Raw genomic sequence first — 15,042 nt, 5'->3', positions numbered from 1 at the left:
GTGGATCGACTCCTTGGGGTACGCGGGTCCGCGGGAGCGGCGGGGGTGGGGGTGGTGAGGGCGGTGCTGCTCATCCGGCCGGCGGGCTCCCGTCGTACGGGCCGGTGGGGTACGACACCCGTCCCGGGGGCGGGGTCGGGGTGGAGTACCGGGGCGTTTCCAGGTCTTCCGGCTCCAGGCTCTGCTGGGCCTCGGCGAGGCCCATGCCGCGCTGGAAGGCGGCCATGAGGCCGGGGTCGTGCCCGACGGGCCGCTCCATGTCCTGCCGGGGGGCGGGGCCGCCGCGCAGCTGGGGCACGATGTGCTCCTGGGCGCGGCGGCGGGGCAGTTGCGGCTTGCCCATGGTGCCGCGGACCGCTCCGGCGCGGGGGGTGGGCGCGGTGCCCGAGTGCTCCTCCAGCACGGGCCGGTCGGCGGGCCGGATGCCGGGTACCGCCTCCGCCGGGGTGGGCCTCTCCTCGTGCGCCCCGCGCACGGGCAGCGGAGCCAGACCGTGACCGTCCGGGCGGGGGGCGTCGTGCCGGGCGCCCTGGCCCCCGGGCCGCGCACGCGGCGAACCGGGCGGGACGGGGGCGGACACGGCGGCGGCGCCGGCCGGCCCGCCGGGGGGGACGGGACCGTGGCCCAGGGCCGCGTCCAGGGCGGAGGGCGGGGCCGGCGGTGGTGCCGGCGTCCGGGGCAGGTTCGGCGGGTGGGGCGTGCCCGGCGGACGCGGTGGCAGGGCGGGCGGCCTGGGTCGGCTCCGCGCCCCCGCCGCCGAGGGCGCCGGGTTACGCCCATGCCCGCCGCCCTCCGGCGGCACCCCTCCCCCGCCGGTCGCACCCCCGCGGGACGGCGTCCCGCCTCGCGCGACGACGCCGGCCCCCGACGGCGCCTCGCCCGGACCGACCGCACCTGCCCCCGGCAGCACCTCGCCCGGGCCGACCGCACCCCCCGTCGGCGAAGCCCCGGGCTGCTCCCCGGTGGCTCCCGCGGCGCCCTCCTCCCCGGGCTGCGGCAGCCCCTGCGCCGAGCCCAACAGGGCTTGCGGTACGACGAGTACGGCCTGGACGCCGCCGTAGATGTTGCCCTGGAGGCGGACGTGGATGCCGTGCCGGCGGGCGAGTTGGGAGACGACGTAGAGGCCGATGCGGCCGTCGGCGAGCAGGCGGCCGACGTTGACCTGGTCGGGGTCGGTGAGCAGGGCGTTCATCCGGCTCTGCTCCTCGGCGGGCATGCCGAGTCCGCGGTCCTCGACCTCGACGGCGAGCCCGGAGGTGACGAGGTTGGCACGCAGCAGGACGTGGGTGTGCGGGGCGGAGAACACCGTGGCGTTCTCGACGAGTTCGGCGAGGAGGTGGATGACGTCGGCGACGGCGTGCCCGCGCAGGTCCCCCGCGATGGGCGGGACGAGCTTGACCCGCGAGTACTGCTCGACCTCGGCGATGGCGGAGCGCAGCACCTCGGTCATGGAGACGGGGTGGCTCCACTGCCGCCGGGAGACGGCGCCGCCGAGCACGGCGAGGTTCTCGGCGTGCCGGCGGATGCGGGTGGCGAGGTGGTCGACGTGGAAGAGGCCCTTCAGCAGCTCGGGGTCCTCGATCTCGTTCTCCAGCTCGTCCAGGATGGAGATCTCGCGGTGCACGAGGGACTGAAGGCGCCGCGCGAGGTTGACGAACACCTCTAGTTTCTGTTCGTTGCCGGCCTGGCTGGAGAGCTGGGCGGCCTGGACGACGGCGGTGACGGCCCCGTCGTGGGCGCGGGCGAGGTCGGCGGCGAGGAGCTCGAAGTCGTCGGCGTCGCCGGGCGGTCCGCCGCGTGTCCTGCGGGGCGGCGGGGCCTCGCCGCGGCGCAGGGTGTCGAGCAGCGCGCGCAGGTCGGCCTCGCCGCGCGCGCTGCCGGCGCGCAGGGCGGCGATGCGGTCGCTGACGGAGCGGGCGGCGCGGTCGGCGGCCACGGCCGCGACGAGGATGCCGACGGCGGTGACGCCGACCGCACCGGTGAGAACGGCCCACAGGGTGGGGCTGGGCCGGGCGCCGGTGGAGCGCACGGTGAACAGCACGGCCGCGCAGGCGCTGAGGGCGACGGCGGTGGGCGGGAGCACGGCGAGCCGGACGAGCTGTGGCCGTATGTGTGTCTCGGCCGGCGCGGGTGCGGGTCGGGCGACCGGTCGTCCGTGCCGTCCGCCCTCGCGGCGGTCTGCGCGTGGGGCGGGTGCGCCAAGGTGAGACATCGGTGTCCTCGTACTGTCGGTCCGTCGGGCGTACTCGGCCGCGCGGGTGCGCGTCCCGGGCATGCGCCATCGCGGTGTCGGTCGAGAGGGCCGGGAATTCGGCCGCGCGTCGTCCGACGGACACTCACAGTAGTCGCCAACGCATCATGTGCGGTGGGCAGTTGACAAACTCCCCCGGAGAGGGTCCCACTCTGGTATGAGGCTTCGCACGACAGACCGATAAGGACCGCAATGCCCCCGTTCGCAGAGCGCCCGGAAACAATGAATGAACGGTCGACGTCGATCAGAATCGGTCACTGTCGGTGAACACGCCGGAGGCCGGCTCAACCGTGCCAGGCCCTCGGGGAGCTGTAGGTCCCGAGGCGGTCCGGGCGGGTCCAGCCGGCTGTGGGGGGCCGCTGCGGAGCGGGTTCGTCGGGAGTCGTCAGAAGGAGCGTCAGGACGACCGTCACCGCCGCGAGTTCCTCGGCGCTCGGCTCGCCCCGCAGGACCCGCAAGGACGTGGCGGCGAGCAGGTCGGAGTGTGTCGGCGTCGCTGTCATGCGGTCTCCTCACTGGGGCGGGTTGCCGTGCTTGCGGGTGGGCAGGGCGGCGGACTTGGCGGCGAGCATCGCCACGGCCCGGCTGAGGACCAGCCGGGTGTCGCGGGGGTCGATCACGTCGTCGACGAGTCCGCGCTCGGCCGCGTAGTAGGGATGGACCAGTTCGTTCTTGTACTCCTTGATCTTCTGCCGGCGCATCGCCTCGGGATCGTCGGCGGCCGCGATCTCACGGCGGAAGACGACGTTGGCTGCGCCCTCCGCGCCCATCACCGCGATCTCGTTGGTGGGCCAGGCGAGGGCCACGTCGGCGCCGATGGAGCGGGAGTCCATGACGATGTAGGCGCCGCCGTAGGCCTTGCGCAGGACCACCGAGACCCGCGGCACGGTGGCGTTGCAGTAGGCGTAGAGCAGTTTCGCCCCGCGCCGGATGATGCCCTCGTGCTCCTGGTCGACGCCGGGCAGGAACCCGGGCACGTCCACCAGGGTGAGCAGAGGGATGTTGAAGGCGTCGCAGAACTGTACGAACCGCGCGCCCTTCTCACTGGCCCTGATGTCGAGCACACCGGCCATGGACGCGGGCTGGTTGGCGACGATGCCCACGACGTGGCCGTCGAGACGGGCCAGCGTGCAGACGATGTTGGTGGCGAAGGCGGCGTGGACCTCCAGGTGGTCGCCGTCGTCGACGATCTCCTCGATCACCTTGCGTATGTCGTAGGAGCGGTTGCCGTCCTCGGGGACCAGGTCGAGCAGGGCGTCGCCGGGGCGGTCGGCCGGGTCGCCCGTGGGGTGGGCGGGCGGCAGTTCGCGGTTGTTGGAGGGCAGCAGGGTGAGGAGGTAGCGGACCTCTTCGAGGCAGGTGCGCTCGTCGTCGTAGACGAAATGGGCGACTCCGGAGGTCCCGCCGTGCACGTCCGCGCCGCCCAGGCCGTTGTGGCTGATCTCCTCGCCGGTGACCGCCTTCACCACGTCCGGGCCGGTGATGAACATCTGGGAGATGTCGCGTACCGCGAAGACGAAGTCGGTGAGGGCGGGCGAGTAGGCCGCGCCTCCCGCGCACGGGCCGAGCATGACCGAGATCTGCGGGATCACCCCGCTCGCCTTGGTGTTGCGCTGGAAGATGCCGCCGTAGCCGGCCAGGGCCGAGACGCCCTCCTGGATGCGGGCGCCCGCGCCGTCGTTGAGGGAGACCAGGGGCGCGCCGGCCGCGATCGCCATGTCCATCAGCTTGTGGATCTTCTGGGCGTGGGCCTCGCCGAGGGCGCCGCCGAAGATGCGGAAGTCGTGGGCGTACACGAAGACCGTACGGCCCTCCACCGTGCCCCAGCCGGTGATGACGCCGTCGGTGTACGGCCTCCTGGCCTCCAGGCCGAAGCCCTGGGCCCGGTGCCGGCGCAGGGCCTCGACCTCGGTGAACGAGCCTGGATCGAGGAGGAGTTCGATGCGTTCGCGGGCGGTGAGTTTGCCCTTGGCGTGCTGGCGCTCGGTGGCCTTGGGGTCGGGGCCCGTGCGGACGAGCTCCTTGATGGTGTGCAGTTCCGTGAGACGGTCCACCTCGTCGAGGGTGTCCGGGGCGGTGTCGAGCACGATGGCTTCGGGATCGGTGAGGGTCATGATGCCTGGGCCCTTTCCTTCCTGTTCCTTGTGTCGATGAGGGCGTGCGGGCGCACGGAGAACGGGTCGTGGGCGCGCAGCATGGTGCGCAGGCCCGGTTCGACGGCGGAGATCCGCTCGACGGCGTCCCGGGCGTACAGCGACTCGGCGGGCACCGGGTACATGGCGGCCCGCCAGTCCTTGCCGCCGGCCAGCGCCGCGGCGCCGACATGGCCGTCGCACAGGGGCGCGTTGCGCACCGTCCAGCCGGCCGGGCGCCAGGACTCGGCGGCCTCGCCGAGGTAGTCGAGGTCGGCGGCGCGGGCGAGCCCGGTGCCGAGCCCCTTCAGGTAGGCCTCCTTCCGGGACCACAGCCGGGCGAAGGCCGTCTGCCGCCCGGCGGTGGGGAGTCGGGCGATCTCCTGGCGCTCGGCCGGGTGCAGCAGGGGCAGGCAGGCGTCGACGGTCTCCTGCGACGGCAGCGCCTGGACGTCGACGCCGACCCGGGCGCGGGCCACCGCGACCAGGGCGAGGCCGTGGCTGTGGGAGAGCGAGAACTGCGGGGCGCCCGGCAGGTCGACCAGCACCGGCCGGCCGTGCCGTTCCCCGCACTCCTCGCACCACTCCCGGCCGATGTTCAGCCGCCGGGGTTCCACGCCGGTGTACACCGACAGCACCCGGCGCAACCCCACATGGGCGGCGATGTACGTCTGCCGGTCGCCGGGCCGGCGGTAGGCGGCCGCGCGCCGCCGTTCGTCGGGGGCGAGTTCACCGACCGGTACGTCACGCGGCGAGGCGGGGGACGGGAGCAGCCAGAGGTGCAGGTTCGACGGGCCCAGCTCCCTGGCCGGGTGCGGGCTGTTCGGTACGAGGGGGACGTTCACGTACGGCTCCTGGTTCCGGTCGTGGGTGCCTGCGGGCGCTCTGCGGGAGCCGCCGGCCGCGTGGCGCGGTCCCGCGACCGCCGGCGTGAACCGGGGCGCGGTCCCCGTGGCGAGTGCGGTGCCGAAGTCTCATGGCCCGTCCCGCTCCGGCAGGCACTCCTCGAAGAAGGCAAGTGCGCGCAGGTGGTAGGCACGGGCCGTGCGGCCCAGGCTGATGTTGTGCCCGGCGTCCGGCTGCCGGTCGACGACGACCCGCGGCGCGGCGCTCAGCCTCGCGCGCAGGTCGTCGAGGGTCTCGGTGTCGTGCCGCCACCACAGTTCGTGCTCGGCGAACGTCAGACGCACGGGGACGCGTACGCGCGGGGCGAGCGCGTCGAACGCCTCCGGCCAGCCCGAGGCGCCGCGCAGCTCCTGTTCCGGGATGGGTTTCACCAGGTCGGCGCTGCGCTGGAAGGTGGCGGGCGGGTAGAGGCCGAGCCGGCCCCAGTTGTGGCGCCACCGGGCCCGGTCGGGGCCGGCGAGCAGTTCCGCGGAGCGCGGGGCGTAGCGGTGGCCGCAGCCGGAGATGTCCAGGCCCAGCAGATCGTCCGGCGGGGCCTCGGCGGCCAGGGTCAGGGCGAGTTTGCCGCCGAAGGAGTGGGCGAGCAGGAACGTGCCCGTGCCGACGGCATGCTCGGCGTGGAAGTGGTCGAGCCCGGCGCGCAGGACGCGCGCCTGCCCGGCGAGATCCAGGCCTTCGGGGAGCCCGACGGCCGAGTCGCCGTAGCCGGGCCGGTCGACGGCGAGGACCGCGAACCCCAGGTGCGCTCCCAACGCGCACATGGAGGCGTCCGGCTGGGCCCCGCCGTCGAAGTACCCCGCGCTCATCCCGGCCCCGTGCAGCGCGACGACGGTGGCCCGCGGAGGCGTGTCCTGGGGCGCGCTCAGCAGGGCGGACAGGGTGTGCCCGGCGGCATTCAGGGTGATCCGCCGCACGCGGGGGCCGACGGTCGAGGGCGCGGTGGTCATGGTGCTACGCCACCTCCGGAGTGCCGAACCAGCGGTGGAGGGCGGTGACGAGACCGTCGATGCCGGCGGCCACCTCGGCCTCGGTCGGCTGGGGGACTTCGGGGGTCGCCGCGGCCGGCGCCTGCGGGGCTGTGGCGTGCGGGTCGGCCATCGTGCGGGAGTCCTCTCCTCCGGCGGCCCAGGCCACATGGCCGTCCGGGCGTACGAGCAGGGCGGTCGCGCCCGAGAAGACCTCGGGGCTCTCGGGGGTGACCGTGACCACCGTGACCCGGTCGTTCCAACCGGCGGCGTTCGCACGGAGGTCGCGGTCGTCGGCGAGATCGAGCAGGACGCCCCGGGCCGGGTGCAGCAGGTCCGTCGTGGTGGTCCGCGCGCCGTCGGCGAGCGTCAGCGGGCGTGGGGGCAGACGCCGGCCGAGGAGGGGGTGGGCGCCAGGGCCGAGGTCGTAGGCGATGTCGAGGTGGCTGACGACACCGGCCAGCAGGCGGCGGACCTCCTCCAGTTGCATCAGCTCGCCGAAGATCTTGCGCACCGGGTCGGCCTCGGCTCCCCCGAGGAAGATCACGCCCTGCGCGCGGGTGTTCATCAGCAGCCGGGCGCCGACGGGGTGCCGTTCGTCGTGGTAGGTGTCGAGGAGCGCGTCGGGCAGGTCCCCGCGGACCACCGCGGCCAGTTTCCAGCCGAGGTTGACCGCGTCCTGCACGCCCGTGCTGAGCCCCTGGCCGCCGGCCGGGAGATGGACGTGCGCGGCGTCCCCGGCGAGCAGCACCCTGCCCCTGCGGTAGGCGGAGACCTGCCGGGTGGCGTCCGTGAAGGAGCTGACCCAGTCGGCGCCGCCGCCGGCCAGCGACTCGCCGGTGATGCGCTCCCAGGCGGCCGCGACCTCGTCGAACCCGACCGTGCGCGGCCGGTCGTCGGCAGGCGTGCCGTCCTCGCACACGATGATCCGGTCGACGCCCGGCGCCAGCGGCGCGGCCATCACCATGCCGTTCTCCAGCCGCTCCCCCAGGAAGCGGGGGCGGATGTCGCAGCCGGTGACATCGGCCAGGTACATCAGGCGCGTCGCCGGCAGCCCGGGGAAGTCGAAGCCGGCCGCCTTGCGCACGACGCTCTGCCCGCCGTCGCAGCCCACCAGGTACGCGGCGCGCACCCGTTGTTCGCCCTCGGGCGCGGCCACCACGATCTCGACGCCGTCCCCGTCGTCGGCGAGCTTGGTCAGCTCCCAGCCCCGCCGTATGTCCGCGCCCAGCTCGCCGGCCCACTGCTCCAGGACGGCCTCGGTCTGCGACTGCGGGATTCCGCGCGCGCCGAAGTGGGCGTCCTGGAGGACGGTGTAGTCGAACTGCACGCCGCCGAAGTGGCCCATCGGGCTCTTCTCCGGCGTGCCGAACCGCGGCAGCAGCCCGCGCTGGTCGAACACCTCCATCGCGCGGGCCGTGAATCCGAGCCCCCGGGACTGCCCGGTCGGCTCCGCCAGTCTCTCCACGACGACGACCCGGGCGCCGCCCAGCCGCAGTTCCCCGGCGAGCTTGAGGCCCGTCGGCCCCGCGCCGACGACGATCACATCCGTGTCCACAGCGCTTCCCTCTCTGAGCCTCGCTGAAAAATTTCGCGTCCTATGACGGCAGGGCGGCCGCTCGCGGCGTCCTGCCGTGCGTGTCCGTCACAGCCCGGGGTCGGGCCGCCCGAACCAGTGGCGGAACGCCGCCGTCGCCGCCCACGGGTCCGAGCCCGCCCAGGCGACATGGCCGTCGGGGCGGACCAGCAGCCCCTCGGTGCCGTGCAGCGGCTCGGCGGTGTCCGGTCCTACCGCCACCGAGGTGACCCGGTCCGACCAGACCTTGCCGAGCCAGCGCAGTTCGGCCCGGGCCGAGTCGGAGACGATCAGCAGTCCCCGGCCGTCCCGCAGCGACTTCGCGACCTCGACCGGGCCGTCCGGCGTGGGCAGCGTGCCGAGCGGGAGCCGTGCGCCGAGCAGCGGATGGGCGCCGCCACCCGTGGGGTACCGGACGTCGAGCCCGGTGATCATCGCCGCGAGGTGGTCCCGCGCGGGTCCCGCGGCGATGAGTTCGGCGAGCAGGGTGCGCGCCGCCTCCACCTCCGGGCCGCCGAGCAGCAGGAGCGCCTGGGCCCTGATGTTGGCGAGCACCCTGCGTCCCACCTCGCGCCGCTCGTCGTCATAGGTGTCGAGCAGCCCCTCCGGGCTCCGGCCGCGAGCCACCGCGGCCAGCTTCCAGCCGAGGTTGGCGGCGTCCTGGAGGCCCAGGTTGAGGGCCTGTCCGCCGCTCGGCATCTGGCGGTGGGCGGCGTCCCCGGCGAACAGCACCCGCCCGTGGCGGTACCGCTCCAGCTGCTGGTTGGCGTCGCCGAAGGCGTTGAGCCACACCGGGCGCCCGGCGCCGAGGTCCTCGCCGGTGACCCGCCGCCACGCGTCGAGGACCTCGGTGAAAGCCGGCGGTCCCGTCCGCCGCCGGGCCGGGCGACCGAACACGTGCACCATCACCCGGGTCACCCCGCCGGGCATCCGCGCGGCGATCGCCAGCCCGTGCTCCCGGCGCTCGAAGCGCCGGTTCGGGATGTCGATCCCGGCGATGTCCGCCCGCAGCAGCTCCCGCCCCGCCGGGGCGCCGGGGAAGGCCGCTCCGGTCAGCCGCCGTACGGTGCTGTCCTCGCCGTCGCAGGCGACGACGTACGCCGCGCGCAGCCGCCGTACGCCGTCCGGGGTGTCGGCCGTGATCTCCACGTGCCCGTCCTCACGGCCGTCGTGCGGGCTGAGTTCGCGCACCTCCCAGCCACGCCGGATGTCGGCCCCGAGTGCCGTGGCCCAGTCCTGGAGGAGTTCCTCGGTCCTGGTCTGGGGCACCTTCCACTGGCCCGAGTACGGGCCGGGCACGGTCAGGTCCATCGGTACGCCGCCGAAGTGGCCGCGTGGCTCGCGCGGCGGGTCGCCGAGCGCGTCCAGCAGCCCTCGGCAGTCGAACAGCTCCACCGTGCGGGCGTGCAGCGTGGAGGCGCGGGACTCCGTGGTGGGGGTGCGCAGCCGTTCCAGTACGACGACGTCGGCGCCGCCGAGGCGGAGCTCGCCGGCGAGGAACAGGCCGACGGGGCCCGCCCCCACCACGACGACCCGGGCAGCGGCCTGGGAGGTGTCGGTGGCCATGGTCAGCGGCTCTTCTCCGCGTGATCCCTGGCGTGGCCCAGCGTGGCACGGCTGTTGGTGCTCAGTGCGCCCTGGACGTACTCGCGGGCGTCCTCGACGGTCGCGTCGGGGCCGAGGATCCGCTGGATGTTGTCCGGGTTGAGCACGACCGTGTGCTGCGAGGTGGCGGCGACCCCGCGCGGGTACTCCTCGAACGTCCACAGTCCGGTGTGCAGGGTCATCAGGGCCGGCAGGGTGACCTGCTTGTAGGCGATCGCGCGGTGCGGGAAGGTCACCCGGTACGACTTCGTGGTGTGCGTCGAGCCGTCCTTGGCCCGGGTGTCCATCTCCAGCTCCTGGAGGCCGGGCGTGGGCTCCTCGAACCGGACGCGGGCCACGTGCGGCAGCCGGTCCACCCAGCGGTCGGCCTCGTTGACGAAGTCGTAGACGTCCTTCGCCGAGCCCTCGATCAGGACGGTGTCCTCGAAGGAGAAGGTCAGCTCGCGCGTGGCGTGGGCCCGCTCGACGTTCTCCTTCAGGGCGGCCAGCTCCGAACGGGAGTTGCGGTCGACGGCCTCGTCGATCCAGGCGAGGCCCTCGGGGTCGTCGTCGATTGCGCGGTAGTCGTGCAGCAGCCGTACCAGCGAGTCGCCGCCCGGCAGCTCCTCGATCACCCAGGTGCCGCCCATGGCGGCGACCGGGGGCGCGGAGACCTCCTGGCGGAAGGTGATCCGGCGGTTGTCGGGGTCCAGGGTGCGGTGCGAGGTCCAGCTCTTGGGAGCGCCGCCCGCGGTGGCCCAGATGCGGATGCGCTCCTCGCGCTCGCCCTTCTCCAGGTGGTCCACGTGGATGGTGGGCGGGAAGATCCGCGGCCAGTTCTCCACTTCCGCGATCAGGCGGTAGACGGCGTCGGCGGGGGCCGAGACGGTGATCTCGTGCGCCACCTCGCGGGTCGTTGCTTCCGTCGTGGTCACGTCCTTGTCCTCTTCTTCGTCGGGTGCTTGCCGGGGTGCGCCGTGGGAGGGGTGCGGGCGGGGTCAGAAGTTGCCGAGGCCGCCGCAGACGTTGATCGCCTGAGCGGTGAGGGAGGCGGCGGTGTCGGAGGCGAGGTAGCCGACCATGCCGGCGACCTCCTCGGGCGTGGAGTAGCGGCCGAGCGGGATCTTGGCCTGGAACTTCTCGAGGATCGCGTCCTCGGTGGTGTCGTAGGCGGCGGCGTAGCCCTGGCGGACCCGCTGGGCCATGGGGGTCTCGACGTAGCCCGGGCACACGGCGTTGACCGTGACACCGGTCGGCGCGAGCTCGTTGCCGAGGGCCTTGGTGAAGCCGACGACGCCGTGCTTGGAGGCGGAGTACGGGGCGCCGAGGACCACGCCCTGCTTGCCGGCGGTGGACGCGATGTTGACGATCCGGCCCCAGCCGCGCTCGCGCATGCCGCCGGTGGTGAGCACCTCCCGGGTCATCCGGAAGACGCTGTTCAGGTTGGTGTCGATGACGTCGTCCCACAGCTCGTCCGCGAGGTCTGCGGTCACCCCGCCGCCGCTGCGTCCGGCGTTGTTGACGAGGACGTCGACGGGACCGAAGCGGTCGACGGCGGCCTGCACGAAGGCGCGGACCGCGTCCCGCGAGCGCACGTCCACGACGGCGCCGTCGGCCTCGATGCCTTCTTCCTGGAGCTGCTTGACCGTCGCGGCCACGTTGTCGGCGTCGCGTGCGCCGATGAACACGCGGTGCCCGTCGGAGCCCAGCCGGCGGGCGGCCGCCAGGCCGATGCCACTGGTGGCTCCGGTGATCAGCGCGACCCGCTGCGTCTGCTGCTGCGGCATGCTCTTTCAACTCCTCTGCGTGAAGGACTGCGTGGAGCGTGGGGGGGGGCAAGGGGAAGGGGGCGTGGGGGGTGGTGTGTGGGGGGGGGTGGTGTGTGTGGGGGGTGCCGCCGCCGGTCCGGTGGGGGTCCGGCGGCGGGTCACAGGCAGGCGGGAGCCGATGCCCCGGGTGTGGCGGAGTGTCAGGCGGCGGCCTGCGTCCCGTCCCCCAGATGGGCGTTGACCGCGTCGATGAGGGAGCGCGGGGTGTTGCTCTCCGACAGGACGTCGTCGTCCAGGACGATGCCGTACTCGCGCTCGATGCGGCCGCCGGTCTCGAGCAGCGCCAGCGACTCGTAGCCGAGGTGCTCGAAGTCCTCGTCGAGGATGTCGCCGTCGAGGTCGACGGTCTCCTCGGCGCCGGCGCCCTCGATCAGGATGCGCTTGAGGTCGTCGAGGGTGAAGGCTTGCGTTTCCACGTGTGTTCCTCTCACGTCGTGTTCGGTGTTCGTGTTCGGTGTCGGTGTTCGGTGTCGGTGGTGCGGTGGTCCGGTCGGTCAGGCCACCGCCCGTACGACCGCCGCCGAGTTGAAGCCGCCGTGGCCGCGGGCGATCACGAGCGCCGTCCGCAGCGCGCCCGTGCGCGGCCGGTCGACGACCAGGTCGAGTCGGTAGTCGGGGGACGGCGTCACGTGCACCGTCGGCGGGATGACTCCGTCGCGCATGGACAGGAACGCGGTGGCCAGGTCCAGCGGCGCAGCGCCCGAGTAGAGGCGGCCCGTCATCGTCTTCGGCGCGGTGACCGGGACGCCCCTCGGTCCGAACAGTGCCGTGATCGCCTCCGCCTCGATCCGGTCGCGCTCGGGATCGGCCGCCGCGTCGCAGAACACGACGTCCACCTGCCCGGCCCCCACCCCGGCGTCCGCCAGGGCGAGTTCGATCGCCCGGCGCAGGCCCGGCGGCCGCTCACTGCCCGGCGCGGGGTCGAACGTCGCGGCGTACCCGGCGATCTCGCCGTAGATCCGCGCGTCGCGCGAGCGCGCCGACTCCTCCGACTCCATGACGAGCAGCGCACCGCCCTCGCCGGGTACGTAGCCGTCGGCCGCCCGGTCGAAGGGCAGATACGCCTGGCTGGGCTCCTCGCGTGTGCTCAGCCGCTGCGCGGCGAGCTGGGCGACCCAGCCCCACGGGCAGATGGAGGCGTCCACGGCCCCGGAGACCACGACCGCGGTCCCCTTGCGGATCTGCCGGCGTGCCTGCGCCACCGCGTCCAGACCGCCGGCCTGGTCGCTGACGACCACGCTGCTCGGGCCCTTCATGCCGTGCCGGATGGAGATCTGGCCGCTGTTGACCGCGTAGAACCAGGCGAACGACTGGTAGGCGCTGACGTACTGACTGCCCTGGCTCCACAGCGCCTGCAGCTCGCCCTGGCCGAACTCGAAGCCGCCCGACGAACTCGCCGTGACCACGCCCATGCTGGACTCGGGCAGTTCCTGCGGCCGTATCCCGGCGTCCTCGAGCGCCCAGTCGGCGGCGACCAGCGCCAGCCGGGTCATCCGGTCGGTCTGCGGCAGCAGCCGGCTCGGCAGGTACTCCTCGGCCGCGAAGCCGGGGATCTCACCGGCCAGCCGCGCCGGGTACTGCGACGGGTCGAAGCGGGTGATCCGCCCGATGCCGCTCTTGCCGGCGAGCGTGGCCTCCCAGTAGTCCTGGACGCCGAGGCCGTTGGGGGCCGTGATGCCCAGCCCTGTCACCACCACCGCGGTCATGCCGCACTCCTCTCGGGACGGGCGAGCACCATCGCGCTCTGGAAGCCGCCGAACCCGCTGCCCACCGTCAGCACCGCGTCGGTCAGCTGCTCGCGCGCGGTGACCGGCACGTAGTCGAGGTCGCACTCGGGGTCGGGGGTGTGCAGGTTCGCCGTGGGCGGCACCACGTGGTGCTCCATCGCCAGCGCGGAGGCGGCGATCTCGATCGAGCCGATGGCGCCGAGCGAGTGCCCCACCATCGACTTGATGGAGCTCACGGGGGTGCGGTAGGCGTGCTCGCCCAGGCTCTTCTTGAAGGCGGCCGTCTCGTGCCGGTCGTTCTGCTTGGTGCCGGAGCCGTGGGCGTTGATGTAGTCGATCTGGTCCACGTTCATCCGGGCCTCGTCGAGGGCCACGGTGATGGCCTCGGCCATCTCCGCGCCGTCCGGTCGCAGGCCCGTCATGTGGTAGGCGTTGCTGCGGGTGGCGTAGCCGGCGATCTCGGCGTAGACGTGCGCCCCGCGCCGCCGGGCGCTCTCCAGTTCCTCCAGGACGAACACCGCGCAGCCTTCCCCGAGGACGAACCCGTTGCGGGTGCCGTCGAAGGGGCGCGAGGCCTGCTCGGGGTCCTGCCTGCGCGGGGTCGTCGCCTTGATGGCGTCGAAGCAGGCCATGGTGATCGGCGAGATCGGCGCGTCGGACGACCCGGCGATCATCAGGTCCGCCGAGCCCTCGCGGATCAGCTCGACCGCGTATCCGACCGAGTCGATGCCGGAGGTGCAGCCGGTGGACACCACGGAGTTGGGGCCCTCCGCGCCGACCGTCCAGGCGACCTCGGCCGAGAAGGAGCTGGGGACGAAGTAGTTGTACAGGTGCGGTACCGCGTACTCGTGGTCGACCAGGTGCAGCCGGCCGCCGTCGCTGACGATCCGGTACTCCTCGTCCAGGCCCGTCGTGGCGCCGACCGCGCTGCCGATGGTGACGCCCACCCGGTGCGGCTCGTGGGCGGTGAGGTCGATCCCGCTGTCGGCGACCGCGCCACGCGCCGCGACCACCGCGAACTGGGCGGCCCGGTCCATCCGGCGGACTTCCTGCGGGGTGAGCCCGTGCTCCTCGGGGTCGAAGTCCATCTCCGCGGCGACCTGCGAGCGGAACGGGCTCGGGTCGAAGAAGGTGATCCCGCGCGTGGCCGTACGGCCTTCACTCAGCATGTCCCAGAACCGGTCCTTGCCGACGCCGCCGGGCGCGAGCACCTCGATCCCGGTGATGACGACTCGGCGGCCGCTCATCGGGAGGTCTCCCAGGAGTAGAAGCGCGTGGCCATCGCGTCGGCGGGAGACCGCCAGGTGGCCGGGTCGTACGCCTGTATGTAGGGCTTCAGGTCCTCGCTGATGCGCACGAAGCGCTCGTCGGACTTGGCCTTCTCGATCAGCTCGCCGCCGTTGTCCGCGTCGAAGTCCTGGAGGTGGAAGTACAGACCCCGGTACTGGAAGAGCTGGCGGCGCCGGGTGCCCATCAGATGCGGCATCTCGGACTCGTCGAACGCGCCGAACAGTTTCGCGACGTCGGCCGCCGAGCCCGGTTCCATCCGAGCCACGATCAAGGTGCTGTGCATGATCTTTCTCCTTGAAAAAGGGTGCGTGGGACCTGGGGGCGAAAGGGAATGTGTGCACGGAAGGGAATACGAGGGGGGACGGAAACGTGGGGGGAATCCGCATTCGGTCAGTCGATGCCCCGGCAGATGTGCGGATGGTCGCTGACGTTCTCGTCGTCCTCGCCGGCCAGGAGCCAGGCGGGGGCCTGGGGCGCGGGCGCGTCGCGCCCGTCGCGGGAGTCGGAACAGATCTCGGAATACGTCCGCGTGAACGGCTGGGAATGCGTCTTCGAGTGCATCTGGGTCACACCTCCCCGGGAATTCAGTCCTTGATTTCGCAGATGGGTGCGCCGGAGGAGACGGAGCCGCCGACCTGGGCCGACAAGTCCTTGACGGTGCCGGACTTGTGGGCGTTGAGGGGCTGTTCCATCTTCATGGCTTCGAGGACGACGATCAGGTCGCCTTCCTGGACTTCCTGGCCTTCCTCGACGGCGATCTTGACGATGGTGCCCTGCATCGG

General features: G+C 73.2%; 15 protein-coding genes. All 15 read right to left on the bottom strand.

All coding sequences use genetic code 11. The features are described from left to right. Nucleotides 1-70: 70 nt before the first annotated feature. Nucleotides 71-2,212: a sensor histidine kinase gene (locus tag ACIOC0_RS31135; protein WP_402159091.1), complete on the bottom strand. Its 2,142-nt coding sequence runs from the start codon at nt 2,210-2,212 to the stop codon at nt 71-73. 323 nt (nt 2,213-2,535) lie between these two features. After that, nucleotides 2,536-2,754, bottom strand: a complete 219-nt coding sequence (locus tag ACIOC0_RS31130) for an acyl-CoA carboxylase epsilon subunit (RefSeq protein ID WP_402159090.1) — start codon at nt 2,752-2,754, stop codon at nt 2,536-2,538. Nucleotides 2,755-2,763: 9 nt separating this feature from the next. After that, nucleotides 2,764-4,365 (bottom strand): acyl-CoA carboxylase subunit beta, encoded by a 1,602-nt coding sequence (locus ACIOC0_RS31125; protein ID WP_351096138.1) that lies wholly within the window; start codon nt 4,363-4,365, stop codon nt 2,764-2,766. Continuing rightward, nucleotides 4,362-5,228 carry a 4'-phosphopantetheinyl transferase family protein gene (locus ACIOC0_RS31120; protein ID WP_402159089.1) on the bottom strand — a complete coding sequence of 289 codons (867 nt, stop codon included), beginning with the start codon at nt 5,226-5,228 and terminating at the stop codon, nt 4,362-4,364. The genes ACIOC0_RS31125 and ACIOC0_RS31120 overlap by 4 nt, the downstream gene beginning before the upstream one ends. 129 nt (nt 5,229-5,357) lie before the next feature. Next, nucleotides 5,358-6,236: an alpha/beta fold hydrolase gene (locus ACIOC0_RS31115; protein WP_351096134.1), complete on the bottom strand. Its 879-nt coding sequence runs from the start codon at nt 6,234-6,236 to the stop codon at nt 5,358-5,360. Between the two features lie 4 nt (nt 6,237-6,240). Next, nucleotides 6,241-7,812 (bottom strand): FAD-dependent monooxygenase, encoded by a 1,572-nt coding sequence (locus ACIOC0_RS31110; RefSeq protein ID WP_402159088.1) that lies wholly within the window; start codon nt 7,810-7,812, stop codon nt 6,241-6,243. Between the two features lie 87 nt (nt 7,813-7,899). Next, nucleotides 7,900-9,396: an FAD-dependent monooxygenase gene (locus ACIOC0_RS31105; protein ID WP_402159087.1), complete on the bottom strand. Its 1,497-nt coding sequence runs from the start codon at nt 9,394-9,396 to the stop codon at nt 7,900-7,902. Between the two features lie 2 nt (nt 9,397-9,398). Beyond that, nucleotides 9,399-10,349, bottom strand: a complete 951-nt coding sequence (locus ACIOC0_RS31100; RefSeq protein ID WP_351096130.1) for an aromatase/cyclase — start codon at nt 10,347-10,349, stop codon at nt 9,399-9,401. A 63-nt stretch (nt 10,350-10,412) separates the two neighbouring features. Next, nucleotides 10,413-11,201: a 3-oxoacyl-ACP reductase FabG gene (gene fabG, locus ACIOC0_RS31095; protein WP_402159086.1), complete on the bottom strand. Its 789-nt coding sequence runs from the start codon at nt 11,199-11,201 to the stop codon at nt 10,413-10,415. Between the two features lie 182 nt (nt 11,202-11,383). After that, on the bottom strand, nt 11,384-11,659 hold the full coding sequence (locus tag ACIOC0_RS31090; RefSeq protein WP_351096126.1) for an acyl carrier protein: 276 nt from the start codon (nt 11,657-11,659) through the stop codon (nt 11,384-11,386). Between the two features lie 78 nt (nt 11,660-11,737). Beyond that, nucleotides 11,738-12,949 carry a ketosynthase chain-length factor gene (locus ACIOC0_RS31085; protein WP_402159085.1) on the bottom strand — a complete coding sequence of 404 codons (1,212 nt, stop codon included), beginning with the start codon at nt 12,947-12,949 and terminating at the stop codon, nt 11,738-11,740. Next, on the bottom strand, nt 12,946-14,217 hold the full coding sequence (locus ACIOC0_RS31080; RefSeq protein ID WP_402159084.1) for a beta-ketoacyl-[acyl-carrier-protein] synthase family protein: 1,272 nt from the start codon (nt 14,215-14,217) through the stop codon (nt 12,946-12,948). The genes ACIOC0_RS31085 and ACIOC0_RS31080 overlap by 4 nt, the downstream gene beginning before the upstream one ends. Then, the gene (locus ACIOC0_RS31075; RefSeq protein WP_402159083.1) at nt 14,214-14,543 is read right to left on the bottom strand and encodes a TcmI family type II polyketide cyclase; all 330 of its coding nucleotides are present in this window, start codon (nt 14,541-14,543) and stop codon (nt 14,214-14,216) included. Before ACIOC0_RS31075 ends, ACIOC0_RS31080 begins: the two co-directional genes overlap by 4 nt. Nucleotides 14,544-14,650: 107 nt before the next feature. Continuing rightward, on the bottom strand, nt 14,651-14,821 hold the full coding sequence (locus tag ACIOC0_RS31070; protein WP_402159082.1) for a hypothetical protein: 171 nt from the start codon (nt 14,819-14,821) through the stop codon (nt 14,651-14,653). A gap of 23 nt (nt 14,822-14,844) precedes the next feature. Further along, nucleotides 14,845-15,042 (bottom strand): biotin/lipoyl-containing protein (locus tag ACIOC0_RS31065; RefSeq protein ID WP_351336630.1); only part of this gene is annotated, 198 nt, incomplete at its 5' end.

Source organism: Streptomyces sp. NPDC088254, from assembly GCF_044740925.1.
Taxonomy (GTDB): Bacteria; Actinomycetota; Actinomycetes; order Streptomycetales; family Streptomycetaceae; genus Streptomyces.
This window is presented reverse-complemented; position numbering and strand designations above follow the sequence as displayed.